Annotated in this window: 22 protein-coding genes and 1 pseudogene; 10 read left to right on the plus strand and 13 right to left on the minus strand. The window is 73.0% G+C overall.

Annotated features, from left to right (window positions below):
- Positions 1–608: 608 nt before the first annotated feature.
- Complete coding sequence (gene trpS / locus AB0M92_RS32110; protein WP_366105852.1) at positions 609–1,607, plus strand: tryptophan--tRNA ligase; 999 nt, start codon at positions 609–611, stop codon at positions 1,605–1,607.
- 96 nt (positions 1,608–1,703) lie between these two features.
- On the opposite strand, the gene proC is transcribed toward trpS, so the two are convergent.
- The 5 genes from proC to AB0M92_RS32135 form a co-directional block, all read right to left on the minus strand.
- Complete coding sequence (gene proC, locus AB0M92_RS32115) at positions 1,704–2,513, minus strand: pyrroline-5-carboxylate reductase (protein ID WP_048476370.1); 810 nt, start codon at positions 2,511–2,513, stop codon at positions 1,704–1,706.
- 127 nt (positions 2,514–2,640) lie between these two features.
- Positions 2,641–3,378 carry an ABC transporter permease gene (locus tag AB0M92_RS32120; protein WP_366105853.1) on the minus strand — a complete coding sequence of 246 codons (738 nt, stop codon included), beginning with the start codon at positions 3,376–3,378 and terminating at the stop codon, positions 2,641–2,643.
- On the minus strand, positions 3,375–4,241 hold the full coding sequence (locus tag AB0M92_RS32125) for an ABC transporter ATP-binding protein (protein ID WP_366105854.1): 867 nt from the start codon (positions 4,239–4,241) through the stop codon (positions 3,375–3,377). The genes AB0M92_RS32120 and AB0M92_RS32125 overlap by 4 nt, the downstream gene beginning before the upstream one ends.
- 59 nt (positions 4,242–4,300) lie before the next feature.
- The gene (locus AB0M92_RS32130; protein ID WP_366105928.1) at positions 4,301–4,750 is read right to left on the minus strand and encodes a hypothetical protein; all 450 of its coding nucleotides are present in this window, start codon (positions 4,748–4,750) and stop codon (positions 4,301–4,303) included.
- A gap of 252 nt (positions 4,751–5,002) precedes the next feature.
- Complete coding sequence (locus AB0M92_RS32135; RefSeq protein ID WP_366105855.1) at positions 5,003–5,305, minus strand: SH3 domain-containing protein; 303 nt, start codon at positions 5,303–5,305, stop codon at positions 5,003–5,005.
- A gap of 109 nt (positions 5,306–5,414) precedes the next feature.
- Here AB0M92_RS32135 and AB0M92_RS32140 point away from each other — a divergent pair, with 109 nt between their 5' ends.
- On the plus strand, positions 5,415–7,589 hold the full coding sequence (locus AB0M92_RS32140; protein ID WP_366105856.1) for a serine/threonine-protein kinase: 2,175 nt from the start codon (positions 5,415–5,417) through the stop codon (positions 7,587–7,589).
- Positions 7,590–7,649: 60 nt separating this feature from the next.
- Here AB0M92_RS32140 and ilvD read toward each other — a convergent pair whose 3' ends face one another.
- From ilvD to AB0M92_RS32165, 5 genes are all read right to left on the minus strand, one after another.
- Positions 7,650–9,503: a dihydroxy-acid dehydratase gene (gene ilvD, locus AB0M92_RS32145; protein WP_366105857.1), complete on the minus strand. Its 1,854-nt coding sequence runs from the start codon at positions 9,501–9,503 to the stop codon at positions 7,650–7,652.
- Between the two features lie 136 nt (positions 9,504–9,639).
- On the minus strand, positions 9,640–10,257 hold the full coding sequence (locus AB0M92_RS32150; protein WP_366105858.1) for a TetR family transcriptional regulator: 618 nt from the start codon (positions 10,255–10,257) through the stop codon (positions 9,640–9,642).
- A complete protein-coding gene (locus AB0M92_RS32155; protein ID WP_366105859.1) occupies positions 10,254–11,090 on the minus strand; it encodes a sugar phosphate isomerase/epimerase in 837 nt (278 codons plus the stop codon). The genes AB0M92_RS32150 and AB0M92_RS32155 overlap by 4 nt, the downstream gene beginning before the upstream one ends.
- 71 nt (positions 11,091–11,161) lie before the next feature.
- On the minus strand, positions 11,162–11,476 hold the full coding sequence (locus AB0M92_RS32160) for a 4a-hydroxytetrahydrobiopterin dehydratase (RefSeq protein ID WP_366105860.1): 315 nt from the start codon (positions 11,474–11,476) through the stop codon (positions 11,162–11,164).
- Between the two features lies 1 nt (position 11,477).
- Positions 11,478–12,668 carry a Twin-arginine translocation pathway signal gene (locus AB0M92_RS32165; protein ID WP_366105861.1) on the minus strand — a complete coding sequence of 397 codons (1,191 nt, stop codon included), beginning with the start codon at positions 12,666–12,668 and terminating at the stop codon, positions 11,478–11,480.
- Positions 12,669–12,745: 77 nt separating this feature from the next.
- Here AB0M92_RS32165 and AB0M92_RS32170 point away from each other — a divergent pair.
- Positions 12,746–12,952 (plus strand): annotated as a pseudogene (locus AB0M92_RS32170) (hypothetical protein); the annotation flags it as partial.
- A 549-nt stretch (positions 12,953–13,501) separates the two neighbouring features.
- On the opposite strand, the gene AB0M92_RS32175 reads toward AB0M92_RS32170, so the two are convergent.
- Positions 13,502–14,431 carry a Ppx/GppA phosphatase family protein gene (locus tag AB0M92_RS32175; protein ID WP_366105862.1) on the minus strand — a complete coding sequence of 310 codons (930 nt, stop codon included), beginning with the start codon at positions 14,429–14,431 and terminating at the stop codon, positions 13,502–13,504.
- Between the two features lie 63 nt (positions 14,432–14,494).
- Between AB0M92_RS32175 and AB0M92_RS32180 the strand changes: the two genes are divergently transcribed.
- Positions 14,495–15,337, plus strand: coding sequence for a hypothetical protein (locus AB0M92_RS32180; RefSeq protein ID WP_366105863.1), 843 nt, complete (start codon positions 14,495–14,497; stop codon positions 15,335–15,337).
- Positions 15,338–15,367: 30 nt separating this feature from the next.
- Here AB0M92_RS32180 and AB0M92_RS32185 read toward each other — a convergent pair whose 3' ends face one another.
- Positions 15,368–17,233: a hypothetical protein gene (locus AB0M92_RS32185; protein WP_366105864.1), complete on the minus strand. Its 1,866-nt coding sequence runs from the start codon at positions 17,231–17,233 to the stop codon at positions 15,368–15,370.
- 195 nt (positions 17,234–17,428) lie between these two features.
- On the opposite strand from AB0M92_RS32185, the gene radA reads away from it, so the two are divergent.
- Positions 17,429–18,832: a DNA repair protein RadA gene (gene radA, locus AB0M92_RS32190; protein WP_366105865.1), complete on the plus strand. Its 1,404-nt coding sequence runs from the start codon at positions 17,429–17,431 to the stop codon at positions 18,830–18,832.
- A 163-nt stretch (positions 18,833–18,995) separates the two neighbouring features.
- Positions 18,996–20,120, plus strand: coding sequence for a DNA integrity scanning diadenylate cyclase DisA (disA, locus tag AB0M92_RS32195; protein WP_030158457.1), 1,125 nt, complete (start codon positions 18,996–18,998; stop codon positions 20,118–20,120).
- Positions 20,121–20,220: 100 nt separating this feature from the next.
- Here the strand turns inward: disA and AB0M92_RS32200 are convergent, their stop codons facing one another.
- A complete protein-coding gene (locus AB0M92_RS32200; RefSeq protein ID WP_366105929.1) occupies positions 20,221–21,000 on the minus strand; it encodes a hypothetical protein in 780 nt (259 codons plus the stop codon).
- 169 nt (positions 21,001–21,169) lie between these two features.
- On the opposite strand from AB0M92_RS32200, the gene AB0M92_RS32205 reads away from it, so the two are divergent.
- From AB0M92_RS32205 to AB0M92_RS32220, 4 genes are all read left to right on the plus strand, one after another.
- Positions 21,170–21,784: a phosphatase PAP2 family protein gene (locus AB0M92_RS32205; RefSeq protein WP_366105866.1), complete on the plus strand. Its 615-nt coding sequence runs from the start codon at positions 21,170–21,172 to the stop codon at positions 21,782–21,784.
- Between the two features lie 22 nt (positions 21,785–21,806).
- Entirely contained in the window at positions 21,807–22,784 is a 978-nt protein-coding gene (locus tag AB0M92_RS32210) for an A/G-specific adenine glycosylase (RefSeq protein ID WP_366105867.1), read from the plus strand.
- 180 nt (positions 22,785–22,964) lie between these two features.
- A complete protein-coding gene (locus AB0M92_RS32215; protein ID WP_366105868.1) occupies positions 22,965–23,537 on the plus strand; it encodes a SigE family RNA polymerase sigma factor in 573 nt (190 codons plus the stop codon).
- Positions 23,538–23,575: 38 nt separating this feature from the next.
- Positions 23,576–24,214 carry a hypothetical protein gene (locus tag AB0M92_RS32220; protein WP_366105869.1) on the plus strand — a complete coding sequence of 213 codons (639 nt, stop codon included), beginning with the start codon at positions 23,576–23,578 and terminating at the stop codon, positions 24,212–24,214.
- The last annotated feature ends 18 nt before the right edge of the window (positions 24,215–24,232 follow it).

A 24,232-nucleotide genomic window follows, 5' to 3' on the forward strand; every position in this document is an offset into this window, starting at 1 on the left:
TTCTTGCGTTTCCGACTCTATCAGAGTCAGTTCCGCTTGCTTTCCAGGTTCTTCGCTTTCGCGTTTTCCCTTTCCGGCGATTCCGACTCTATCAGATCCTTTCGGGCCTGACTCCCAGTCAGCGGGTTTCGCTGCTCGGGCTGTTGGGCCCTTGCGGCGAGTGAGACAGTAGCGGATTCCTTGCCCCCGAACCTAATCGGCGACTGCGTCCGTGGACACGGATTCCTCATTCGCAAATACGCATGAAAACGAGACGACACAGTGCGTCGTTCGTTCGAATGTGTAGAGCGGAATGGCTGTCCGGGGACCGACCGGGGTCGGCGCTCACGTCGGACAACTCGAAGAACCTTACGGATGCCGGACATGCGTGTCAACCCCAGGACAGGGGCCGCCCCGAGGAGCTAGCCTTCTCCCCATGACTACGCATGCGCTCACGTCCAGCCTTCGCTGGTGGGCCGCCTGACGGCGGCCGACCACCACGCGAGCACGCATGCGCTCACGGCCGCCGCTTCCGGCGGCCGTTTCTGTTTCTCCCCTCCCGGGAGTGGCTCGGTCGCCCGACGCGGCGGTCCCGACACCGACACCAGCCACGAACAGGGAGACAGGACATGACGAGGATCTTCAGCGGGATCAAGCCGACCGGGCACCTGACGCTGGGGAACTACCTGGGGGCCCTGCGGCAGTGGGTCGCGGCCGACCGGCAGCCGGACGAGGCGCTGTTCTGCGTCGTGGACCTCCACGCACTGACCGTCGAGCACGATCCCGCGCGGGTGCGCCGGCTCAGCAGGCAGGTGGCGACGCTGTTCCTCGCCTCCGGGCTGGACCCACAGAAGTGCACCCTGTTCATGCAGAGCCACGTCGACGAGCACACCCGTCTCTCGTACCTCCTGGAATGCACCGCCACCGACGGCGAGATGCGCCGGATGATCCAGTACAAGGAGAAGTCCGCGCAGGCGCAGGCGTCCGGCGAGGGCGTACGGCTGTCGCTCCTGACGTATCCCGTGCTGATGGCCGCCGACATCCTCGCGTACGGGACCGAGGAGGTCCCGGTGGGTGAGGACCAGCGGCAGCACGTGGAGCTGGCCCGGGATCTGGCGGTGCGGTTCAACCAGCGGTACGGGCACACGTTCACGGTCCCGAAGGTGACGCTGCCGAAGGTGGCCGCGCGGGTCATGGACCTTCAGGAGCCCACGTCGAAGATGGGGAAGTCCGGCGGGGCGGGGCCCGGGGTGGTCTTCATGCTGGACGAGCCCGGGGTGATCCGCAAGAAGGTCATGCGGGCGGTGACCGACAGCGGGGACGGCGGTGTCGTCTACGACCGGGAGGCGCGGCCGGGGGTCGCGAACCTGCTGGACGTGCTGGCCGCCTGTACCGGCGGGGACCCGGCCGCGCTCGCGGAGCAGTACAGCGGGTACGGGGCGCTCAAGCGGGACGTCGCCGACGCGGTGGTGGAGCTGCTGCGGCCGGTGCAGGAGCGGCACGCCGAGCTGGCGGCCGATCCGGCGGCGGTGGAGAAGGTGCTGCGCGAGGGGGCCGGGCGGGCGCGGGCCCTGGCGCGGCCGGTCGTGGACCGGGCGTACCGGGCCATCGGGCTGCTGGAGGCCTGAAGGAGAACGGGTCGTGCGGGCCCGCGCTCGCGCGGGGGCCCGTACGACCCCTCTCCTGCGGACGTCTGCGGACTCCGACGTCTGCGGACGTCTGCGTCAGCTGTTGCCGGAGGCGAGTTCGCGGCTGCGGTCGCGGGCCGCTTCGAGGGCCGCGATCAGGGCGGCCCGTACGCCGTGCCGTTCCAGCTCGACGATCGCGTTGATGGTGGTGCCGGCCGGGGAGGTGACGGCCTCGCGGAGCTTGACCGGGTGCTCGCCGCTGTCCCGGAGCATCACCGCGGCGCCGATGGCGGCCTGCACGATGAGGTCGTGGGCCTGGGCGCGGGGCAGGCCGAGGAGGATGCCGGCGTCGGTCATCGCCTCGACGAGGAAGTAGAAGTAGGCGGGCCCGGAGCCGGAGAGGGCGGTGGCGGCGTCCTGCTGCGACTCGGGGACGCGCAGGGTCTTGCCGACGCCGCCGAAGATCTCCTCGGTGTGGGCGAGGTGTGCGGCGGTGGCGTGGCTGCCGGCCGAGATGACGGACATGGCCTCGTCGACGAGGGCGGGGGTGTTCGTCATGACGCGGACGACGGGGGTGCCGGAGGCGAGCCGCTCCTCGAAGAAGGAGGTGGGGATGCCGGCGGCGCCGCTGATGACCAGGCGGTCGGCGGGAACGTGCGGGGCGAGCTCTTCGAGGAGCTTGCCCATGTCCTGCGGTTTGACGGTGAGGATGAGGGTGTCGGCGCGCTTGGCCGCCTCGGCGTTGCCGACCGCCTCGACGCCGTAGCGGGAGCGGAGCTCCTCCGCGCGTTCGGGGCGGCGGGCGGTGACGAGGAGTTTGGAGGCGGGCCAGCCGCCGCGGATCATTCCGCTGAGCAGCGCCTCGCCGATCTTGCCGGTACCGAGGACTGCGACTGTCTGGGTCATGCCCGATTCACCTCGCCGAACTTTCTTGCACGTGTGCTGGCTTCTCCCTCCTCATCCTTGCACCCGTGCGCGTGGCGGCGAGGCGGTGTCCGCAGTGCGGTCAGGCTCCGTGGCGGTCAGGCGGCGGTCAGGGCGTACGGCGGCGGAGGGTGGCCGCGCCCAGGGCGAGGACGAGCAGTGCACAGCCGGCCACGATGACGGCGTCGCGGACGAAGTCGGCGGTCATGTCCGTGTGGGTGAGGACCTGGGTCATGCCGTCGACGGCGTACGACATGGGCAGCACGTTCGAGATGCCTTCGAGGACGGGCTGCATGGTGTCGCGCGCCGCGAACAGGCCGCACAGCAGGAGCTGCGGGAAGATCACGGCCGGCATGAACTGGACGGCCTGGAACTCGGACGCGGCGAAGGCGGAGACGAACAGGCCGAGGGCGGTGCCGAGGAGCGCGTCGAGCAGGGCGACGAGCAGGAGCAGCCAGGGCGAGCCGACGACGTCGAGGCCGAGGAGCCAGAGGGCGAGGCCGGTGGCGAGGAGGGACTGGACGACGGCGACGGCGCCGAAGGCGAGGGCGTAGCCGGCGATGAGGTCGCCCTTGCCCAGCGGCATGGCGAGGAGGCGTTCGAGGGTGCCGGAGGTGCGCTCGCGCAGGGTGGCGATCGAGGTCACCAGGAACATGGTGATGAGGGGGAAGATCCCGAGGAGGGACGCACCGATGCTGTCGAAGGTCCGCGGGCTGCCGTCGAAGACGAAGCGCAGCAGCGTCAGCATCAGGACGGGGACCAGCAGCATCAGCGCGATGGAGCGCGGGTCGTGGCGCAGCTGGCGCAGGACGCGGGCGGCGGTGGCGGCGGTGCGGGCGGCGCTCATCGGGTGACCTCGGACTTCGCGTCGGCGTCGGCATAGGCGTCGGGGCCGGCATGGGCGTCGGCGTTGGCCTGGGCGTTCGCTTCGTCGACGAGGCGCAGGAAGCCTTCCTCGACGGTGGCGGAGCGGGTACGGGTGCGCAGTGCGTCGGGGGTGTCCTGGGCGAGGATGCGGCCCTCGCGCATGAGGAGCAGGTCGTGGCAGCGCTCGGCCTCGTCCATGACGTGGGAGGAGACGAGGATCGTGGCGCCGCGGGTGGCGGCGATGTCGTGGAAGAGGTTCCACAGGTCCCGGCGCAGGACGGGGTCGAGGCCGACGGTGGGCTCGTCGAGTACGAGGAGCTCGGGGGTGCCGAGGAGTGCGACGGCGAGGGAGACGCGGCTGCGCTGACCTCCGGAGAGGTTCCCGGCGAGGGCGCCGGCGCGGCCGGTGAGGTCGACGTCGGCGATGGCGCGGGTGACCGTGTCGCGGCGGCGGTCGGCCGCGGCGCGGCCGGGGTGCAGGACGGCGGCGAAGTAGTCGAGGTTCTGGCGGACGGTGAGGTCGTCGTAGACGGACGGGGCCTGGGTGACGTAGCCGATCCGGGAGCGGAGTTCGGGGTGGCCGGCGGGGCGGCCGAGGACGTCGAGGGTGCCGGTGACGTGGGCCTGGGTGCCGACGATGGAGCGCATGAGGGTGGATTTGCCGCAGCCGGAGGGGCCGAGGAGGCCGGTGATGCGCCCGCGGGGGACGTCGAAGGCGATGGAGTCGAGGACGGTGCGGGGGCTGCGGCCGGTGCCGCGGCGGACGGTGAGCCCGCGGGCGTGGATGGCGGGCGGGGCGGGCGGGGCGGATTCGCCGGGCGGCGCCTGCGGGTTATTCATCATGTGATGAATAATGCTCCTGGCTGTGCCGGGGCGTCAACAGCGAGGCTTCGAAGGGGCCGCTACTTCTTGCGCTTGGGGCGGCGCGCGGCCGGGTTGCCCGTACGGGCGCTGCGGCGGCGGGCGAACTCGGCGGTGGCGCGCGCGTACTCGGCGCGGCGCAGCTTCTCGCCGGGAGCCTCGAAGAAGCAGCGCAGGAAGTACGCGATGAGGGAGCCGATGAAACCGATCGTCTTCAGGCCCTTGAGGGCGGCCTCGTCGGAGGAGGGGGCCGGGCGACGGCTGAAGGAGTCCCAGGTCTTCACGAAGGCGATGGAGCTGGCGATCGCGAAGAGGACGACGACGGAGATGCTGAGGAACGGGCCGACGTTGCCGATCTCCAGCCCCTCGTAGGAGAGGCGGAGCAGCACGGCCGCGGCGACGGCGGTGACGAGCGAGCCGGCGCCGACGGCGGCGCGGCGCAGTGCGTAGCCGCCGTCGTGGTCCACCCAAGTGGTGCCGAAGAACCGGATCGGCTCGGGCTCGGGCCCGGTGGCGGCCGGTGCCGCCGGTGCCTGCCCGGCGGCGGTCTGCCCGGCCGGGGTCTGCCCGGCCGGCGTGGCCGGGGCCGGCTCGGCGGGGGTCTGGTCTCGCTGGTCGTCGTCGCTCACATCAGCGATTATCCCCCGCCGGGGCGGGCGGGCCGGGAGCGTCTCACGTGGCAGACGGGCGGCCGCCCCGGTCCCGGGAGCCGCCCGGTCCGGCGAGCCGCCCCGGTCCGGGGATCAGTTGCAGCGGTTGGCCACGTAGCCGTCGCTGCCGGTCTTCACGTACGCGTCGGAGACGAAGCGGCCGTTGCCGATGCAGTCCCAGATGTCCGACGTGCCGTACGGGCCGGAGACGGTCGTGCCGTCGCACTGGCAGCGGATCCCGACGGTCGCGCCGTACGGCAGGGTGTCGACGATCGAGTAGTTCGTCCCCGGGCCGCTGCGGACGTTCACGCGGTAGCCCGGAGCGACGGGAAATGTCGGGAATCCCGAGCCCCCGGTGAGGCTCTGGACTTGGCCGGAATCGTTCTCCACGGACATGTTGAAATCTCCCCCCATGGGTGTTGCCGTGCGCAACTCGCGCAGGGTAGCAGGACCCTTGGAGATTCGTACGGCCCATCGACTAGGCTCCGGCGGGGGTGGTTGAGCGGTGCATTCGCTGCGCGCGGACTACGTGGGCTTTCCTGAGTACGCGGGCCAGTACCGGCTGGAATCGGTGCTCGGGTCCGGCGGGATGGGCGTCGTCCATCTGGCCACCTCCGGTTCGGGGCTGAAACTCGCCGTCAAGATCGTGCATGCCGAGCACGCGGTCGATCCGGAGTTCCGGGCCCGGTTCCGGCAGGAGGTCGCCGCCGCCCGGCGGGTGAGCGGAGCGTTCACCGCGCCCGTCGTGGACGCCGACCCGGATGCCGAACGGCCTTGGATGGCCACCCTGTTCATCGACGCCCCGACGCTGGCCGAGCGCGTACGGGAGCGGGTGCTGGACCCGGCCGAGCTGGCCCGGCTCGCCGCCGGACTGGCGGAGGCCCTGCGGGACATCCACCGGGTGGGGGTGGTCCACCGGGACCTGAAGCCCAGCAACGTGCTGATGGCCCCGGACGGGGTCCGGGTCATCGACTTCGGCATCTCGCGGCCGGCGGACAGCGATCTGCGGACCGAGACGGGGAAGCTGATCGGGACGCCGCCGTACATGGCGCCGGAGCAGTTCCAGCGGCCGCGGGAGGTGGGGTCGGCGGCGGACGTGTTCGCGCTGGGCGCCGTACTCGTGCACGCGGCCACGGGGCACGGGCCCTTCGACTCCGACAGCCACTACCTGGTGGCGTACCAGGTCGTGCACGCCGAGCCCGATCTGAGCGGGCTGCCGGAGCGGCTCGTACCGCTGGTGGCGCGGTGCCTGGCGAAGGAGCCGGCGGACCGGCCCACCGCGGAGCAGCTGATCGCGGAGATGCGGGCGGTGGCGTACCCGACCTCCGAGGACACACAGGTGTTCCTCGCGCAGCCCCGGCGGCCGGTCGAGGAACCCACGCACGCGAGGGAGCGGATCCCCCTCGAAGAGCCCGCCGAAGAGCCCGCCGCAGAGCCCGCCGGCTCCGGCCGGGGGCGGCTCCGGGCCCGGGCGGTGGTGGCGGCCGCGGTCGGGCTGCTGCTGACGGGCGGGGCCGTGGGCGGGTACCTGCACTTCGGGACGGGTGCCGGGGCCTCGGGGCAGGTCGGGGGGAAGGCGGATCGGGCGAAGGCTCCGGCTCCGGCGAAGCCGTTCGTACCGTGGACGGTCGCGCTGGGCGAGCCGGGGGCGGGCAACCGGACCGGCTCCTGCTCGTGGGGGGAGGCGGCGGCCGCCCTGTACTGCGCGGGGCCGGGAGTGGCGGTGGCGCGGCTCGACCCGGCGAACGGGTCGCTCGTGTGGTCGCTGAAGGCGACGGCCGCCGGCGCCCGTACCGCGGGGGACGGTGCGCCGCTGCACGCGGGCGGGCTGGTGCTCGTGGCCGAGCCGGGCGCCGGGACGCTGCGGGCGCTGGATCCGGGGACGGGCGCCGAGCGCTGGCAGCGGAAGCTGGCGGACGGTACGCGGGTGGTGGCGGCGGGCGCGCAGGTGCTGCTCTCACCGTCGAACGGGAACGTGACGGCGCTGGACGCCGCGAGCGGGGCGGCGCGCTGGACGAAGCAGCTCGGCGGGGTCGGTTCGCTCTGGTGGGGCGGGGGCGGCCCCGTCGCGGGCGGCGGCGCCGTCGTCTACGTGTCCACTCCGGACGACGGTGGCGGGAGCTCGCAGCTGCTGGCGGTGGATCCGGCGAGCGGCACGGTGCATTGGCAGCTGCGGACGGCGGGGCGGCTGCGGCCGGTCGGGGCCGCCCGGGGCGGGCTCTACCTGCTGGACACCGACGCGGACGGCAAGACGGGCGCGGTGGTCCGGGTGGACGCGGCGACGCAGGCGGTACGGCGGGTCCGCTTGTCGGTTCCGCTGTTCGACACGGAGGCGGCGGTGGGCGCGGACGGCGTGGTGTACGCCGTCGGCGCCACGGGCGCGCTGATCGCGGTCGGTGCGGAGCGGGAACGGTGGCGGCTGGAGACGGGTCTGGCCGCGGCGTCCCGCCCGGTGCCGGCCGACGGCCGGATCCTCCTGACCGCGCCGGACGGGCGGCTGCTGGCGGTGGACGCCGGGAGCGGGCGGCTGGTGGGCCAGACCCGGTCGCGCCCGACGGACGGCCGCGCCGGTTTCACGGCGACGCTCCCGGCCCCGGTCCCGGCCGAAGGCCGCGTCTACGGAACGTCCCCGGACGGCTCGATCTTCGCGGTCGACGCGACCGACCCGACGAGCTGGTGACCGGGGCCGGACCCCGCCGGGAGCTCCGGGCGGGGGCTCCGGCGGCGTCCGGCCGAGTCGTCAGACGCCCAGCTTGGACACGTCGCGGACCGCGCCCTTGTCGGCGCTCGTCGCCATCGCCGCGTACGCGCGCAGCGCCGCCGACACCTTGCGTTCGCGGTTCTTCGGGGCGTAGACGCCGCCCAGGGCGGCATGGCGGGCGGCCAGCGTGGCCTCGTCCACGAGCAGCTCGATCGAGCGGTTCGGGATGTCGATCCGGATGCGGTCCCCGTCCTCGACGACGGCGATGTCGCCGCCCGAGGCCGCCTCCGGGGAGGCGTGGCCGATGGACAGGCCCGAGGTACCGCCGGAGAACCGGCCGTCCGTGACCAGCGCGCAGACCTTGCCGAGCCCGCGCCCCTTGAGGAACGACGTCGGGTAGAGCATCTCCTGCATGCCGGGGCCGCCGCGCGGGCCCTCGTACCGGATGACGACGACGTCGCCCGCCTTGATCTCCTTGCGGAGGATCTTGTCGACCGCCTCGTCCTGCGATTCGCAGACGACCGCCGGGCCCTCGAAGGTCCAGATCGACTCGTCGACGCCCGCCGTCTTCACGACGCACCCGTCGACCGCGATGTTGCCGCGCAGCACCGCCAGACCGCCGTCCTTGGAGTACGCGTGCTGCACCGACCGGATGCAACCGCCCTCGGCGTCCAGGTCGAGGGTGTCCCAGCGCTCGGACTGCGAGAAGGCGGTGGCGGAGCGGACGCAGCCGGGGGCCGCGTGCCACAGCTCCATGGCCGTCTCGCTCGCCGTGCCGCTGCGCGCGTCCCACTCCGCCAGCCAGTCCTCCAGGTTCTCCGAGTGGACCGTCGTGACGTCCTTGTTCAGGAGCCCGCCGCGGTGCAGCTCGCCGAGGATGGCGGGGATGCCGCCGGCCCGGTGGATGTCCTCCATGTAGTACGTGCCGCCGGGCGCCACGTTCGGCGCGACCTTGGACAGGCACGGGACCCGCTTCGACACCTCGTCGATGTCGGTGAGGTCGTACTCCAGGCCCGCCTCCTGTGCGGCGGCGAGCAGGTGCAGGATCGTGTTCGTCGATCCGCCCATGGCGATGTCGAGGGCCATGGCGTTCTCGAAGGCCTGGCGGGTGGCGATGGAGCGCGGCAGGACCGAGTGGTCGTCCTGCTCGTAGTACCGCTTGGTGATCTCGACGACCGTCCGGCCCGCGTCCTCGTACAGGGCGCGGCGGGCGGTGTGCGTGGCGAGGACCGAGCCGTTGCCGGGGAGCGCGAGGCCGATGGCCTCGGCCAGGCAGTTCATGGAGTTGGCGGTGAACATGCCGCTGCACGACCCGCAGGTCGGACAGGCGTTCTCCTCGATGCGCAGCACGTCCTCGTCGGAGACGTTCTCGTTGGAGGCGTCGACCATGGCGTCGATCAGGTCCAGCTTGCGGACGGTGCCGTCGACGAGGACGGCCTGGCCGGCCTCCATCGGGCCGCCGGACACGAACACGACGGGGATGTTGAGGCGCATGGCGGCCATCAGCATGCCGGGCGTGATCTTGTCGCAGTTGGAGATGCAGATGAGCGCGTCGGCGCAGTGCGCCTCGACCATGTACTCCACGCTGTCCGCGATCAGGTCGCGGGAGGGCAGGGAGTACAGCATGCCGCCGTGGCCCATGGCGATGCCGTCGTCGACCGCGATGGTGTTGAACTCGCGCGGGATCGCACCGGCGGCGCGGATGGCGTCGGAGACGATCCGGCCGACGGGGGCCAGGTGCGTGTGGCCGGGCACGAACTCGGTGAAGGAGTTCGCGACCGCGATGATCGGCTTCCCGATGTCCGCGCTCGCTACGCCCGACGCACGCATAAGGGCGCGTGCGCCCGCCATGTTGCGGCCGTGGGTGACGGTGCGGGACCTCAGCTCGGGCATCGGGTTCACTCCCCATGAGTACGGTGGCGTTCGCACGCCCGCCGCGACTGTGCATGACTGTGGATATGGCTCGGTTACGAGGCTACGCTCCTGGCCCGCGATGCGGACAGCCGGTCCGCATGTCGATACGGACGGCTCATTCCTCGGTCAGATAACGCTGGAGAGTGGGCGCGACGAGGGCGATGATGTCCTCCGGGTCCGCGGACGCGAGGGGCTCGACCTGGACCACGTACCGCAGGAGCGCGATGCCGATCATGTGGGAGGCGGCGAGCTCGGCGCGGAAGGTGGGATCGGGGACGTCGAGGTCGGCCGCGACCCGCTCCAGGACCCGGCGCAGGACCAGTCGGCGCAGCACCGCCGCCGCTGCCTCGTGGGTGAGGGCGGAGCGGATGACGGCGAGGAGGGGAGCCCGGCTGGCCGGGTTCTCCCAGATGCCCAGGAAGTAGCGGGCCAGCCGCTCCCCGATGCCCTCGGGGCCCTCCCCCACGATCAGCGGGACGACGAGGGCGGGCTCCATCGTGACCTCGATGGCGGCGGCGAAGAGGTCGTCCTTGCTGCCGAAGTAGTGGTGGACCAGGGCCGGGTCCACGCCGGCCACCTTCGCGATGCCGCGTACGGAGGTCTTGTCGTACCCGCGCTCCGCGAACACCTCGCGGGCGGCGAGCCGGATGCGTTCCTGGGTGCCGGGGCCCTCGTCCGCCTCGTCCTGGCGGGGCCGGCCGGGCCCGCGGCGCGGCTTGGCGGGTTCCGTCATGGGCGCGGGGCCTTGACCGGGGAGCCGGTGGGACGGGTCGCGAGGTGCAGGCGGGTGAAGGCCAGGGCCTCGGCGAGGTCGGCCTCGCGCTCGGCGGAGGACATCGCGCGGCGGGTGTTGACCTCGATGACGACGTGCCCGTCGAAGGAGGTGCGGGCGAGGCTCTCCAGCAGCTCGGCACACGGCTGCGTCCCCCGTCCCGGAACCAGGTGCTCGTCCTTCGCCGAACCGTTCCCGTCGGCGAGGTGCACGTGCGCGAGCCGGTCCCCCATGCGGTCGATCATGGCGGTGGCATCCGTACGGGCGGTGGCGGTGTGCGAAAGATCGACGGTGAAATGCCGGTAGTCGTCCTTCGTGACGTCCCACTCGGGGGCGTACGCGAGCATCTCGCGGTCCCGGTAGCGCCACGGGTACATGTTCTCGACGGCGAACCGGACGTCGGTCTCGTCGGCCATCCGCCAGATGCCGGAGACGAAGTCCTTCGCGTACTGCCGCTGCCAGCGGAAGGGCGGGTGGACGACGACGGTGGAGGCCCCCAGCCGCTCGGCGGCGGACTGCGCCCGCTGGAGCTTGGTCCAGGGATCGGTGGACCACACGCGCTGCGTGATCAGCAGACAGGGGGCGTGCACGGCCAGGATCGGGACCTGGTGATGGTCGGAGAGCCGCCGCAGGGCGTCGACGTCCTGGCTGACGGGATCCGTCCAGACCATCACCTCGACGCCGTCGTACCCCAGGCGCGCGGCGATCTCGAACGCGGTCGCCGTCGACTCCGGATAGACGGAGGCGGTGGAAAGGGCGACTTTCGCAGTCGGGATCCGAACGGGTTCTGCCACGGGGACAGGGTACGGGTCCCGGCCGGGAAGGACCGTGACGCCCACCACCCGCCCCCGGCCGGGGGGCCTGATCAGTCCAGCGGGATGGCTTGGTGTGCGGCGACGATCACGTCGATCCGGTGCGCGAGGTCGAAATCCGCAGTGGTGAGACGGTAGCCGGCATCGTGCGTCGTGATGGACGCCCGGAGGTGGTCGATGCGCAGATCGAGGTCCGCATGGTGGTGGATCCTCCGGGACCGGTCCGCAATGGTCACGATCGCGGCCACCGCGGCGTGGTAGCGGATCTCGTACACACGGGTGATCTCGTCACCCTTCCGCTCCCAGCCGGGCAGACCCGCCAGTCGGTCCGCGATCTCCCGGTCGGACAGCGGCTCAGGTGCACCCATGTCAGCTCCCCTCGTTCACAGGCGCCAGGATCTCGGCCAGGTCCCGGCCTACCGGGGCATCGTGCCACGGCCGCATCACCCGCTCCAGAGTGGCGAGTTCACGGCGCATACGAGCCGAACGGGTCTCGACGGCAATCCCCGCGGCCTCGCGTGCGACCTCGACAGCGTGGTCGGGCTCCCGTGCCACGGCGGCTGCCGTGGCCTGCCGGGCGAGGTACACGCCACGGTCCCGGCGAGCGGTGGCGGGCACACCGTCGAGAACCTGTGTCCAGAGCGCGCCGGCTTCCCGGCCGAGGCCGAGCCGCCCGTAGCAGGTGGCCCGCTGCACCTCCAGGTATCCCGGCGTCCTGCGACAGGCATTGCCCCAGGGCAGGTCATCGTCGACACGGGAGAGAAGTCTCCCAGCCGCGTCGATGAGCCGATCCGCGGCGGTCCGGTCACCCGTGAGGCTGGCGCCGTGTGCTTGCTGCTGCATGGCCATGATCCTCACCTTGGGAAAGAGTCCGTCCGACTCATCGAGGACGGCCTCGCACAGGTCGATGACCCCACGGCCGTCGCCTAGATCCGTACGGACCTGAGCCTGATTGACCAGGCTGTACCCGATGAGGTGGGGGTCACGCGATCTGACCGCGATCTCCTGGGTGGCGCCCCTCCAGAAGGCGGCAGCGCCTAGGTCGCCCGCGTCCTGGTACAGCCAGCCGACGAGGGCGGCGTAGGCGGCCCCGGCGCGGAGGAGCCCACGCCGCACCTCGCCTTTCGCCGAGCGGATGAGCTTGTCGATCAGCTGGTACTGCGCGCTGACGGTACCGATCAGATCGTGGGGGCCGAGGTACATGTCGGCCCGGTAGTGGCCTTCGAGCTGCTGCTGGAAGTAGTCGACGAGGGCCGGGTCGACGTGCTGGGGCGCAGTCGGCCCGGCAAGGAGAGCCGCAGCCGTGACGGATACGAACTGCCGTCGGTTCACGTCGTCCTCTTGGTGTGTTGCGGGACGGATCCAGCCGTGGGGCGTCGTGAAGCCCAGATCCTCGGGCCATTGTCCGAAGACGTCGTGCAGAACGGCAGCGGTCTCGGCCGGCGGCCACCCGGGGCGCGCGCCCTCCCACCGCCGCCAAGTACGCGGCGACACGTCGAAGTGCCGATCGTCGAGGAACTGCCGCCCATGTATGGACAAGCCCTTCGCGGCCTGGTCCATCGTGCGCCAGCCGACGCGGAGTCGCGCTGCCCTGAGAGCGTCATTGCGATTCCTGCGCAGCGCAGGCGAGCGGTCCGATGTCTGAGGCACATGAGTACCGACCGCACCCCTTGCTGCGCCGTCGGGTGCGCGATGTCGCTTCCGGGGTGGAGGGCGAGCTGATGGCAGTGATCAACGAGAACGTCTCGGCCGTGGCCGCCCGGGAGTACTGGATCGATCTGGCTTATATCCGGGCCGCATCGGGCCGTGAGTTCTCCACGTCGGTCGACAACGTCGAACCTGCCACAGGCCCGAGCGCCGGCCAGACGGAGCCGGACACGCTCGATCCGGGACCCGGCCCCGACCCTCATGAGCGAGCCCGGACGGCCGCAGGACGCCGTGCCGACCGAAGCGCGTAGCGATCTGACGCATGCGCCCGCCTGCCCGGCGCCGGTGGTGATCTGGCCGCTGTCCGGCTCCGGCAGGGCTTGCCCCGGTCCGGACGAGCCTGTTTTACGGACCCCGGCTGGGCAGCCGGCACCCCCGGAACGGGCTTTGGCGGCGCTGATGCCGCCTGCTCAAGGCTCGTGCCCCGGTGACCGTCCTTCAGGGGGCTTCCCGACAGCCCTTGTCGTTCCGGGGAGGGACGGGCGGTCAGGGGCGGCCGGAGGCCGTCGCGAAGCGACGCGACCGCCGGGAGCGCCCTTGAGGGCCCGGCCCGCCCCGGAGAGACGATGGGGGCTGGCGGGAACCCCCTGACCCTCCCCGATGCCGATCAGCGGGCTACCGCCCCCCGAAGCCCCGGTCTGGCCGGGGCGGGGCCTGCCTGAGCGGATGGCGCTCGTGCCGTCGGCTCAGGACGGCAGGTGGTCCAGGCGGCGGAGGATCACGCCTTCCCTCAGCGCCCAGGGGCAGATTTCGAGTTCGTCCACGCCGAAGAGGTCCATCGCGCCCTCCGCGACCAGGGCTCCCGCCAGGAGCTGGGACGCGCGGCCGTCCGAGACGCCCGGGAGGGCGGAGCGCTGGGCCGTGGTCATCGCCGCCAGGCGCGGGACCCACTCCTCCAGGGACTTGCGGGTCAGGTCCCGCTGGACGTACAGCCCGTCCGCCGAGCGGGCCGCGCCCGCGATGCGGGCCAGCTGGCGGAACGTCTTCGACGTCGCCACCACGTGGTCCGGCGCCCCGAAGCGGCTGAACTCGCCGACCGTGCGGGCGATCTGGGCCCGCGCGTGCCGCCGCAGGGCCCGTACGTCCGCCGGGTCCGGCGGGTCGCCCGGCAGCCAGCCCTTGGTGAGACGGCCCGCGCCCAGCGGCAGCGAGACGGCGGCGTCCGGGTCCTCGTCGATGCCGTACGCGATCTCCAGCGAGCCCCCGCCGATGTCGAGGACCAGCAGCTTGCCCGCGGACCAGCCGAACCAGCGCCGGGCGGCCAGGAACGTCAGCCGGGCCTCGTCCTCGCCACTCAGGATCGGCAGGTCGACGCCCGTCTCGGCCAGCACCCTGGCCAGGACCTCGTCCGCGTTCGTGGCCTCGCGCACGGCGCTGGTCGCGAAGGGGACGACGTCCTCGCAGCCCTTGTCCTCGGCGGCCTGCGCCGCCCCGCCGATCACCGCGACGAGGCGCTCTATGCCCTCCGGGGTGACCGCCCCGCGCTCGTCGAGCAGCTCCGCGAGCCGCAATTCCACCTTGTGCGAGTGCGCCGGCTGCGGGCGCGCGCCGGGGTGCGCGTCCACCACCAGCAGATGGATCGTGTTCGAACCCACATCAAGGACACCGAGTCTCATACGAGGAAACGCTACTGTGCGGCTGGAGTATGGGTGGCGTAAGGGGCCCTTAGGCTTGGGTTTGTGCCAAATACGAAGAAGGCCAACAAGTCCAACAAGGTGAAGAAGGCCAAGGCCTCCGCCGAAGCCTCCGTCGCCGCCCCCCGTGACGACGAGAAGGGGCTCGATTTCCCCCGGGCCTGGGTGGAGTTCCCCGACCCCGCCGACGCCGAGCAGGTCTTCCGCTGCGACCTGACCTGGCTGACCTCCCGCTGGACGTGCATCTTCGGCAGCGGCTGCCAGGGCATCCAGGCCGGCCGGGCCTCCGACGGCTGCTGCACCCTCGGCGCGCACTTCTCGGACGAGGACGACGAGAAGCGGGTCGCCGAGCACGTCGCGCGGCTGACCCCCGAGCTGTGGCAGTTCCACGACGTCGGCAGCGAGACCGGGTGGACCCAAGCCGACGACGACGGGGAGAAGCAGACCCGCCGCTGGGAGGGCGCCTGCATCTTCCTCAACCGGCCCGGCTTCCCCGCCGGAGCGGGCTGCTCGCTGCACATCCTGGCGCTCAAGAGCGGCCAGGAGCCGCTGGAGACCAAGCCGGACGTGTGCTGGCAGCTGCCGATCCGCCGGACCTACGAGTGGATCGACCGGCCCGACGACACCCGCGTGCTCCAGGTGTCGATCGGCGAGTACGACCGGCGCGGCTGGGGTCCGGGCGGGCACGACCTGCACTGGTGGTGCACGTCGGCGACGTCCGCGCACGGCGCGGGCGATCCGGTGTACGTCTCGTACCGCCCCGAGCTGACCGAGCTGATGGGCAAGGAAGGGTACGAGGCCCTCGTGAAGCTGTGCGAGGCGCGACTGTCCTCTCTGCTGCCCATGGCTCCGCACCCCGCCGACCCGGTCGACCCCGCCACCCCGTAGACGGAGGGCCCGCCAGGAACGGCGAGGGGCCTACGAGGGCCCCGGCCCGCTCGGATCCGCGGGCGGGCCAACCGTTCCTCCTGACGCGCTCGCCGCCGGGGTCGGCGTGGGGGTCGGGGTCGGGGTCGGCGTGGGGGTCGGCGCCGGGGTGTCCGTCGGCTTCGGCGTGGGCGTCGGGCTCGGCGTCGGCGTCGGGTCCCCGGGCTCCGGCGGCGGGGTGGGCGCGGGGCGGCCGCGGCCCTGGATGGAGATCACCGCGCCACCCGGCTCCACCCCGATCCGGGCGGACCAGGCGCCGACCGGCTGGGCCTGCGCGTCCACGGTGATCCACACGGTGACCGATTCCCCGGGATCCAGCGTCCCGGCGCTCCGGCTCGCCCGCAGCCACGGCGCGTCGGACCACAGCTGCCAGTCCACGGGAGCCCCGCCGGAGACGGTCAGCGTGAGCATGGTCGTGCCCCGGTGCGAGGAGGCGGCGACGGAGAGCCGCCCGGGTTTCCCGGGCCGGCCGTCGGGGGCGGCGGGCGCCGCCCCGGTACTGATCACCTCCACCGAGACGTCCGAGCCGTCCGGGTCGGACGCGCCCGGGCCGAAGCCGGGCTCTCCCGTGGTGTGCGCGGTGTTGCCGGCGTTCTCGTACGCGCGCAGCGGGCGGCCGTCCTGCCGCAGGGCCGGGATCTCCGATTCGCTCGCGGAGATCCGGGTGGAGTCCGCGCCCACGGGCTCGCCGGTCTCGGGTGCACCGCGGTACGCCGCCCACAGCGCGATCACCGGGGCCGCGACGACCGTGGCCACGACGGTCGTCGTCACGGCCCGGGCCCGCAGCCGGTCGCGGCGGGCGGCGCGGTCGCGGGGGTCCATCGGGAAGCCGGTGCGGTCGAAGCGCGGGCCGGGACGGCGCCCGCGGCGGCCGCCGGAGCGGACCATGGCGGCGCGGACCGCGGTGCGCGGGGCGGGGACCAGCGGGAGGGCCGCGTCGATGCCGCCGGTGCCGGGCCAGGGGGCGGCGGCGTCCACGCGTTCGGCGACGCGGCGGCAGCGCGGGCAGTCGTCGACGTGGCGGACCAGCTCGGCGCGCAGGGTGGTGGACAGCAGCACCTGCCCGTCGCCGTCGCCGGTGAGGCGGGATACGGAGGGGCAGCCGCCGGTCTCGACGACGGCGAGGGCGGCGCGGGTCCGCTCCACCTCGCAGGCGGCGCCGGCCAGCAGCTCGCGGGCGAGGGCGGGGGGCGTGCCGAGGACGGCGGCGAGTTCGGGGACGCCGAGGCGGTGGCGGACGGCGAGTTCGAGGGCCTCGCGCTGCGCGGGCGTGGTCCCGGCGGCCTCGGGCCAGGCGAGCCGGGCCAGCTCGGTGCGCCGGTACGCGGACACGTCCAGGGAGCCGGGGCCGGGGCCGGGGCCGGGGCCGGATCCGGAGACTGAGCCGGAGCCGGAGCCGGAACCGGAGTCGGATCCCGCGCCGGAACGGTACTCCTGCAGCGCGCGCTCGGCGTCCGTGCGCTCCGGCGTGCGCCGGGCGGAGTGCGCTCCCACCCGGCTCCGCCGGTACTCGGCCAGCCGCCGCAGGCAGGCCCAGCGGGCGAGGGCGTACAGCCAGGCCCGCCGGTCGCCCTCGTCGGGACAGCGGCCGGGGTACCGCTCGGCGACGGCGAGCACCTCGGCCAGCACGTCGGTGGCGGCGTCGTGGTCGCAGAGGACCGACAGGCAGTAGGTGAACAGGCCGTCCAGGTACGGCTCGTGCCGGAACGGGGGCGGCGACGGGGCCGGCTGTCCCGCCCCGGAACCCCCGGAGCCAGCGGCGCCCCCGGTGCCAGCGGGGCCCGCGGGGGGCGTGCGCCCGTGCGCCCGGTGTGCGCCGGTGCGCTGGGTGGGGCTTTCCTGATTGCTGCTGTTCACCCTGGCGAAGGTAGGCGGCACGCCGGTGACGGCCGTGAAGCCTTCAGCTGTTTTAGCCCTTACGGGTGAACAGATCGAACGTCTGCTGACCGCGGCCCTGACGCCGTGCCCTCCGCCGCGCCCTTCGCCGTGCCGTCCGCCGCCGACCCCGCCGGGCGGCACGCGCTGTCACAGGCGCCGGATACCGTGGGCCGCATGGCTGCCCGTACATCTCGTTCATCCGCCAAGGACCGGCCGTCCTACCGCTGCTCCGAGTGCGGCTGGACGACCGCGAAATGGCTCGGGCGGTGCCCCGAGTGCCAGGCGTGGGGCACCGTCGAGGAAATGGGCGGCGCGCCCGCCGTACGGACCACCGCCGCCGGCCGGGTCTCCGCGCCCGCGCTCCCCATCGCCCAGGTCGACGGCCGGACCGCGACCGCCCGCAGCACCGGCGTCGACGAACTGGACCGGGTCCTCGGCGGCGGGCTCGTGCCCGGCGCCGTCGTGCTGCTGGCCGGCGAGCCGGGTGTCGGGAAGTCGACGCTGCTGCTCGACGTCGCGGCGAAGGCGGCCAGCGACGCGCACCGCACCCTCTACGTCACGGGCGAGGAGTCGGCCAGCCAGGTGCGGCTGCGGGCCGACAGGATCAACGCCCTCAGCGACCACCTCTTCCTCGCCGCCGAGACCGACCTGTCCGCCGTACTGGGCCACCTCGACGCCGTACAGCCCTCGCTGCTGGTCCTGGACTCCGTCCAGACCGTCGCCTCCCCCGAGATCGACGGCGCGCCCGGCGGCATGGCCCAGGTCCGCGAGGTGGCCGGCGCGCTGATCCGCGCCTCCAAGGAGCGCGGGATGGCCACCCTGCTGGTCGGGCACGTCACCAAGGACGGGGCGATCGCCGGCCCCCGTCTGCTGGAGCACCTCGTGGACGTGGTCCTCAGCTTCGAGGGCGACCGGCACGCGCGCCTGCGCCTCGTACGCGGGGTGAAGAACCGGTACGGCGCCACCGACGAGGTCGGCTGCTTCGAACTGCACGACGAGGGGATCACCGGGCTCGCCGACCCGAGCGGGCTGTTCCTGACCCGGCGCGCGGAGGCCGTCCCCGGCACCTGCCTGACGGTGACCCTGGAGGGCAAGCGCCCGCTGGTCGCCGAAGTGCAGGCGCTGACCGTCGACTCGCAGATCCCCTCTCCCCGGCGGACCACCTCGGGCCTGGAGACCTCGCGCGTCTCGATGATGCTGGCGGTGCTGGAGCAGCGCGGCCGGATCACCGCGCTCGGCAAGCGCGACATCTACTCGGCCACCGTGGGCGGGGTGAAGCTGACCGAGCCGGCCGCCGACCTGGCGATCGCCCTCGCGCTGGCCTCGGCGGCGAGCGACGTCCCGCTGCCGAAGAACCTCGTGGCGATCGGCGAGGTCGGGCTCGCGGGCGAGGTGCGGCGGGTGACGGGCGTGCAGCGGCGGCTCGCCGAGGCGCACCGGCTCGGCTTCACGCACGCGCTGGTGCCGGGCGATCCGGGGAAGGTCCCGGCCGGGATGAAGGTGATCGAGGTCGCGGACATGGGTGACGCGCTGCGGGTGCTGCCGCGCGGGCGTTCGCGGGCGGCGGCCAAGGAATAGCGGGCGGGTAGCCGCTGGTGAGCGGGGTGCGAGGGGGCCCGTACGGGGTCCCGCGGGGGCGCACCTGGCCAAGCCACGGCGGGGCCGCAGCGCACGCCGGTAGACTTTGTGCTGGTCCGCCCGGCCGTACGCAGGCGGCGCAACCCGCGACCGGAGGAGTGCAGTGGCAGCCAAGGACGGGGCAGCAGCACCCGGGAAGTCCGGCGCGAGCTCCAAGCACGATGCGCTGATGCGTGCCTCGCTGAGTGCGGTCGCCCCCGGTCAGCCCCTGCGCGACGGCCTGGAACGGATCGTCCGCGGTAACACGGGCGGCTTGATCGTCCTGGGCATGGACAAGGCCGTCGAAGCGATGTGCACGGGCGGATTCGTCCTGGACGTGGAGTTCACCGCGACCCGGCTGCGCGAGCTGTGCAAGCTCGACGGTGCGCTGATCCTGGACAAGGACCTCACCAAGATCCTGCGGGCGGGCGTCCAGCTGGTGCCGGACGCCTCGATCCCGACGGAGGAGACGGGGACGCGGCACCGGACCGCGGACCGGGTCTCCAAGCAGTGCGGGTTCCCCGTCGTCTCGGTGTCCCAGTCGATGCGGCTGATCGCGCTGTACGTGGACGGGGAGCGGCGGGTCCTGGAGGAGTCCGGGGCGATCCTGTCGCGGGCGAACCAGGCGCTGGCCACGCTGGAGCGGTACAAGCTCCGCCTGGACGAGGTCGCCGGGACGCTGTCCGCGCTGGAGATCGAGGACCTGGTCACGGTGCGCGACGTGACGGCGGTGGCGCAGCGGCTGGAAATGGTCCGCCGCATTGCCACGGAAATCGCTGAATACGTGGTCGAGCTGGGCACGGACGGACGACTGCTGTCGCTCCAGCTGGACGAATTGACGGTCGGGATCGAGCAGGAGCGGGAGCTGGTGATCCGGGACTACGTTCCGGAGCCGACCGCGAAGCGCTCGCGCACGGTGGAGGAAGCGCTGCCGGCGCTGGACGCGCTGACGCATCCGGAGCTGCTGGAGCTGGCGATCGTGGCGCGCGCCCTGGGGTACACGGGCTCGCCCGAGACCCTGGACTCGGCGGTGTCCCCGCGGGGGTACCGGCTGCTGGCGAAGGTACCGCGGCTGCCGGGGGCCATCATCGAGCGGCTGGTGGAGCACTTCGGCGGCCTGCAGAAGCTGCTGGCCGCGTCGGTGGACGACCTCCAGGCCGTGGACGGCGTCGGCGAGGCCCGCGCCCGGAGCGTCCGCGAGGGGCTGTCCCGCCTCGCGGAGTCCTCGATCCTGGAGCGGTACGTCTGATCCGCGAGCGGCACGTCTGATCCTGGAGCGGTACGTCTGGTCCTGCGCCGCGGTCCTCGCACCGCTCGGCGCCGCGGGGCCGGCCGCGGCCGGCCCCGGCTCAGTCCTGCTTGAGCACGAACGAGGTCCGGGCGACCGGCATGCCCGGGGACTTGACCTCCACCACGTACGTGTCCGCGGCCGCGGCCCCCGCCGGAGGCGTCTGGCACTGGTCGGGGGCGCTGAACTTGCGGTCCCACTCCAGCGACTGCTTCGTCTCGCCCTGCGCCGGGACCCGGAAGAACGCGTTGCCCGCGCCCGAGGGGCAGTCCGCCGAGGACCACACCGCCTTGCTCGTGCTCGCCTGGAGGATGGTCAGGACCGCCTGCTTCGGGCCGAGATCGACCTTGCAGGTCGTGCCGGAGACGTTGCGCGCGACCAGTTCGAGGCGGGGCTTCTCGCTCGTCTCGTACTCGTTCTTCACGCTCTTGACCTCCCACTGCAGCCCGCCCGGGGCGCAGGTGGGGAGGGGGGAGTCCGCCGGGACCTGGGGCGCGCCGCCACCGGCTCCGCCGCTGCCGCCGGCACCGGCGGAGCCGCCCGAAGCGGAACCCGTGCCCGGAGTGCCGCCCGGCTCCCCGTTCTTGCCCGCGCCGCCGCCCGACTCGGCCCGCCCGCCCGGCGCCTGACTGATCGCCGGACCCGTCCCCGCCGGCCCCGGGGTGATCGACGTGACGGGCTTCGGCCCCTTGTCCCCGCCCTTGCCGTTCGTACTCGACCTGCCCCCACCGGAACTGACGGTCCATACGGCGAGGAGCGCGAGGAGCGCGACGACGGACGCCAGCACAGCCCTCCGTCGCCAGTAGATGGAGGAGGGGAGCGGCCCGACCGGATTGCGCATAGATCCCACGGACGGAACTTTACGAGAGTCCGCGGCCCGATCCGCGCCCCACATGCCGCGCAACCGGCTTGTTTTGCCGATGATCATCCTGCGGGCGGACCCGGCACCGACGAGAATCGGCCAAGAGTCCGACGCCGGATTTGATCGGTTTTGAGTACGGTCGGTGAGCATGGACTCCTCCGGCCTCTACCGCGACATCACCGATTCCGCCCGCTCCGCACCCGGCTGGGTGCGGTCGGCGTTCGAGGTCTGGACGGAGTACGGACTCCTGCTCTTCGGTCTGCTCTTCATGGCCGTGTGGTGGCGGGCGCGCGCCCGGACGGGCCCGCGGGCCGTCGCCCTCGCCGTCGCCGCGCCGCTCGCCACCGCCCTCGCGTACGTCGCCTCCGAGCTCGTGAAGTCCGCCGTGGACGAGGAGCGGCCCTGCCGGGCGGTCGCCGGGGCCGCCGCCCCGCTCATCGCCTGCCCCGCCCCCGGCGACTGGTCGTTCCCGAGCAACCACTCCGCCATCGCGGGCGCCGCCGCCGTCGCACTGGCCCTCGCCGTACGCCGCCTCGCGCTCGCGGCCGTCCCGCTCGCGGTGCTGATGGCCTTCTCCCGGGTCTTCGTGGGCGTCCACTACCCCCACGACGTACTGGCCGGCCTGCTGCTCGGCGGGGCGCTCGCCGCGCTCGCCGTCCGCGCCCTGACCGGTCCGATCAGTACGATCACCGCCGCCGTGCGGGCGAGCGGGGGGCGCGCCGCTGTCTGGTTCACCGGCCCGGGCCCCGCGCGGCAGCCCTGAAACGTGCCAGGATGCCATTGCCATGACTGCATCCACCAGCCCTTCCCCCGAGACGTCCCCCGACGCGTCCCACGCGCTGCACTCCCCGGTCATCGCCTGGTTCGAGGAGCACGCCCGCGACCTGCCCTGGCGCCGCCCCGAGGCGGGCCCCTGGGGGGTCATGGTCAGCGAGTTCATGCTCCAGCAGACGCCCGTCAACCGGGTCCTGCCGGTGTACGAGCAGTGGCTCGCCCGCTGGCCCCGCCCCGCCGACCTGGCCGCCGAGGCCCCCGGCGAGGCCGTACGGGCCTGGGGGCGGCTCGGCTACCCGCGGCGGGCCCTGCGCCTGCACGGCGCGGCCGTGGCGATAACGGAGCGCCACGGGGGCGACGTACCGCGCGAGCACGCGCAGCTGCTCGCGCTGCCCGGGATCGGCGAGTACACGGCGGCGGCCGTGGCCTCCTTCGCGTACGGGCAGCGGCACGCCGTGCTCGACACCAACGTGCGGCGGGTCTTCGCCCGCACCACGACCGGCGTCGAGTACCCGCCGAACGCCACCACCGCGGCCGAGCGGCGCCTGGCCCGGGCCCTGCTGCCCGGGGACGAGGACACCGCGGCGCGCTGGGCGGCCGCCTCGATGGAGCTCGGCGCCCTGGTGTGCACCGCCAAGTCCCCGGACTGCGCGCGCTGCCCGGTGGCCGGACTGTGCGCGTGGCGCCTCGCCGGGAAGCCGGCCCACGACGGGCCGCCGCGGCGCGGGCAGACGTACGCGGGGACGGACCGGCAGGTGCGCGGCAAGCTCCTCGCGGTGCTGAGGGACGCGGTCGGGCCGGTTCCGCAGGCCCTGCTGGACACGGTCTGGGACGAGCCGGTGCAGCGGGCCCGGGCACTGGACGGGCTGGTCTCCGACGGACTGGTCGAGCCGCTCGCGGCGGGGATGTACCGGCTGCCGCAGGGCACCCCCGCGGCCACCCCCACCAGCCCCGCCGCGAGCACCCCGGCGAGCCCCGCCACAAACTGAGCCAAAGATTCCGTTTGGTTCGCCGAAACCCCAGCTCACGGCTCTGTTACACAACCTATGGGTGTCCGTGCGCCCACCGAAGGCTGGCCCGCACAGGCCCGTGACAACCCCTCCGTAACTTCGAATCCGTAGGGCGAGAGGCAACGGACGAGCGGTTGCACGGGACGGAGGCGGTCTGAGATGGCGCACGGCGAGGTACTCGGATTCGAAGAGTACGTACGCACTCGGCAGGACGCGCTCCTGCGCAGTGCCCGGCGCCTGGTTCCGGACCCCACGGACGCTCAGGACCTCCTCCAGACCGCCCTCGTGCGCACGTACGGCCGCTGGGACGGCATCGCCGACAAGTCCCTCGCCGACGCCTACATGCGCCGCGTCATGATCAACACCCGTACCGAGTGGTGGCGCGCCCGCAAGCTCGAAGAGGTCCCCACCGAGCAGCTCCCGGACGCCTCCGTCGAGGACGGCTCCGACCAGCGCGCCGACCGCGCCCTGCTGATGGACATCCTCAAGGTGCTCGCACCCAAGCAGCGCAGCGTGGTCGTGCTGCGGCACTGGGAGCAGATGAGCACCGACGAGACCGCCGCCGCGCTCGGGATGTCTGCGGGTACTGTGAAGAGCACCCTGCACCGCGCACTGGCCCGTCTCCGGCAGGAACTGGAGAGCCGGGATCTGGACATGCGCGCGCTGGAGCGCGGTGACCACCGCGGTGACCACACCATCCGGTACGAGGGGCGTGAGCGGTGCGCGGCCTGAACGGCCAATGCCTGAGGGGCAGAAGTTCGCTGGCGCTGATGTCGGCGGGGACGGTCGTCCTCGCCGGCACTGTGCTGTTCGCGGCCGGTTGCAGCGCCGGCGGGACCGGTCTGCGTGACGGCGGGCCGGCCCACACCGACCCCGTGTCCAAGACCGGCTCGCCGACGGCCACCCCGCCCGACCACGTCCCGGCCACGACCGGCGCTTCCGGCAAGCCCTCGAAGAAGGTCGACCCGGTCGCGCTGCTCCGGGCGGACCCCAAGGTCAGCGACGCGGTCAAGCGGGACCTCAAGCCCTGCGCGGGCAAGGACTACCCGATCGACGTGAGCTACGGGAAGGTCACCGGGAACTCGGTCGTCGACATCGTCGTCAACGTGCTGTCCTGCGCCGACGCACTGGGGCGGGGCTCCTACGTGTACAGGTCGGAGGGCGGGACGTACGAGAATGTGTTCTCGGACGAGCAGCCGCCCGTCTACGCGGAGATCGACCGGGGCGACCTGGTGGTCACCAGGCCGGTGTACGGCAAGAGCGACGCGCTCGCGTACCCGTCCGGCGAGGACGTGATCACGTACCGCTGGAACGGGGAGAAGTTCGCCGAGCAGGACCGCGTGCACACCGACTACAGCAACATCGACGGCGGGGCCCAGCCCGCCCCCGCCGTCACTCAGAAGAACTGACGTACCGAGCAACCGAGG

The sequence above is a fragment of the Streptomyces sp. NPDC051582 genome, from assembly GCF_040681715.1.
In the GTDB taxonomy this organism is placed as follows: Bacteria; Actinomycetota; Actinomycetes; order Streptomycetales; family Streptomycetaceae; genus Streptomyces.

Excerpts from the sequence above, each read along its gene's own strand:
- trpS (WP_366105852.1), top strand. The coding sequence starts at position 609 with ATGACGAGGATCTTCAGCGGGATCAAGCCGACCGGGCACCTGACGCTG.
- radA (WP_366105865.1), top strand. The coding sequence starts at position 17,429 with ATGGCTGCCCGTACATCTCGTTCATCCGCCAAGGACCGGCCGTCCTAC.
- AB0M92_RS32165 (WP_366105861.1), bottom strand. The coding sequence starts at position 12,668 with ATGGACCAGGCCGCGAAGGGCTTGTCCATACATGGGCGGCAGTTCCTC.
- AB0M92_RS32210 (WP_366105867.1), top strand. The coding sequence starts at position 21,807 with ATGACTGCATCCACCAGCCCTTCCCCCGAGACGTCCCCCGACGCGTCC.
- AB0M92_RS32175 (WP_366105862.1), bottom strand. The coding sequence starts at position 14,431 with ATGAGACTCGGTGTCCTTGATGTGGGTTCGAACACGATCCATCTGCTG.
- AB0M92_RS32125 (WP_366105854.1), bottom strand. The coding sequence starts at position 4,241 with ATGATGAATAACCCGCAGGCGCCGCCCGGCGAATCCGCCCCGCCCGCC.
- AB0M92_RS32215 (WP_366105868.1), top strand. The coding sequence starts at position 22,965 with ATGGCGCACGGCGAGGTACTCGGATTCGAAGAGTACGTACGCACTCGG.
- proC (WP_048476370.1), bottom strand. The coding sequence starts at position 2,513 with ATGACCCAGACAGTCGCAGTCCTCGGTACCGGCAAGATCGGCGAGGCG.
- AB0M92_RS32220 (WP_366105869.1), top strand. The coding sequence starts at position 23,576 with ATGTCGGCGGGGACGGTCGTCCTCGCCGGCACTGTGCTGTTCGCGGCC.
- AB0M92_RS32160 (WP_366105860.1), bottom strand. The coding sequence starts at position 11,476 with ATGGGTGCACCTGAGCCGCTGTCCGACCGGGAGATCGCGGACCGACTG.
- AB0M92_RS32135 (WP_366105855.1), bottom strand. The coding sequence starts at position 5,305 with ATGTCCGTGGAGAACGATTCCGGCCAAGTCCAGAGCCTCACCGGGGGC.
- AB0M92_RS32200 (WP_366105929.1), bottom strand. The coding sequence starts at position 21,000 with ATGCGCAATCCGGTCGGGCCGCTCCCCTCCTCCATCTACTGGCGACGG.
- AB0M92_RS32205 (WP_366105866.1), top strand. The coding sequence starts at position 21,170 with ATGGACTCCTCCGGCCTCTACCGCGACATCACCGATTCCGCCCGCTCC.
- AB0M92_RS32150 (WP_366105858.1), bottom strand. The coding sequence starts at position 10,257 with ATGACGGAACCCGCCAAGCCGCGCCGCGGGCCCGGCCGGCCCCGCCAG.
- ilvD (WP_366105857.1), bottom strand. The coding sequence starts at position 9,503 with ATGCCCGAGCTGAGGTCCCGCACCGTCACCCACGGCCGCAACATGGCG.
- AB0M92_RS32120 (WP_366105853.1), bottom strand. The coding sequence starts at position 3,378 with ATGAGCGCCGCCCGCACCGCCGCCACCGCCGCCCGCGTCCTGCGCCAG.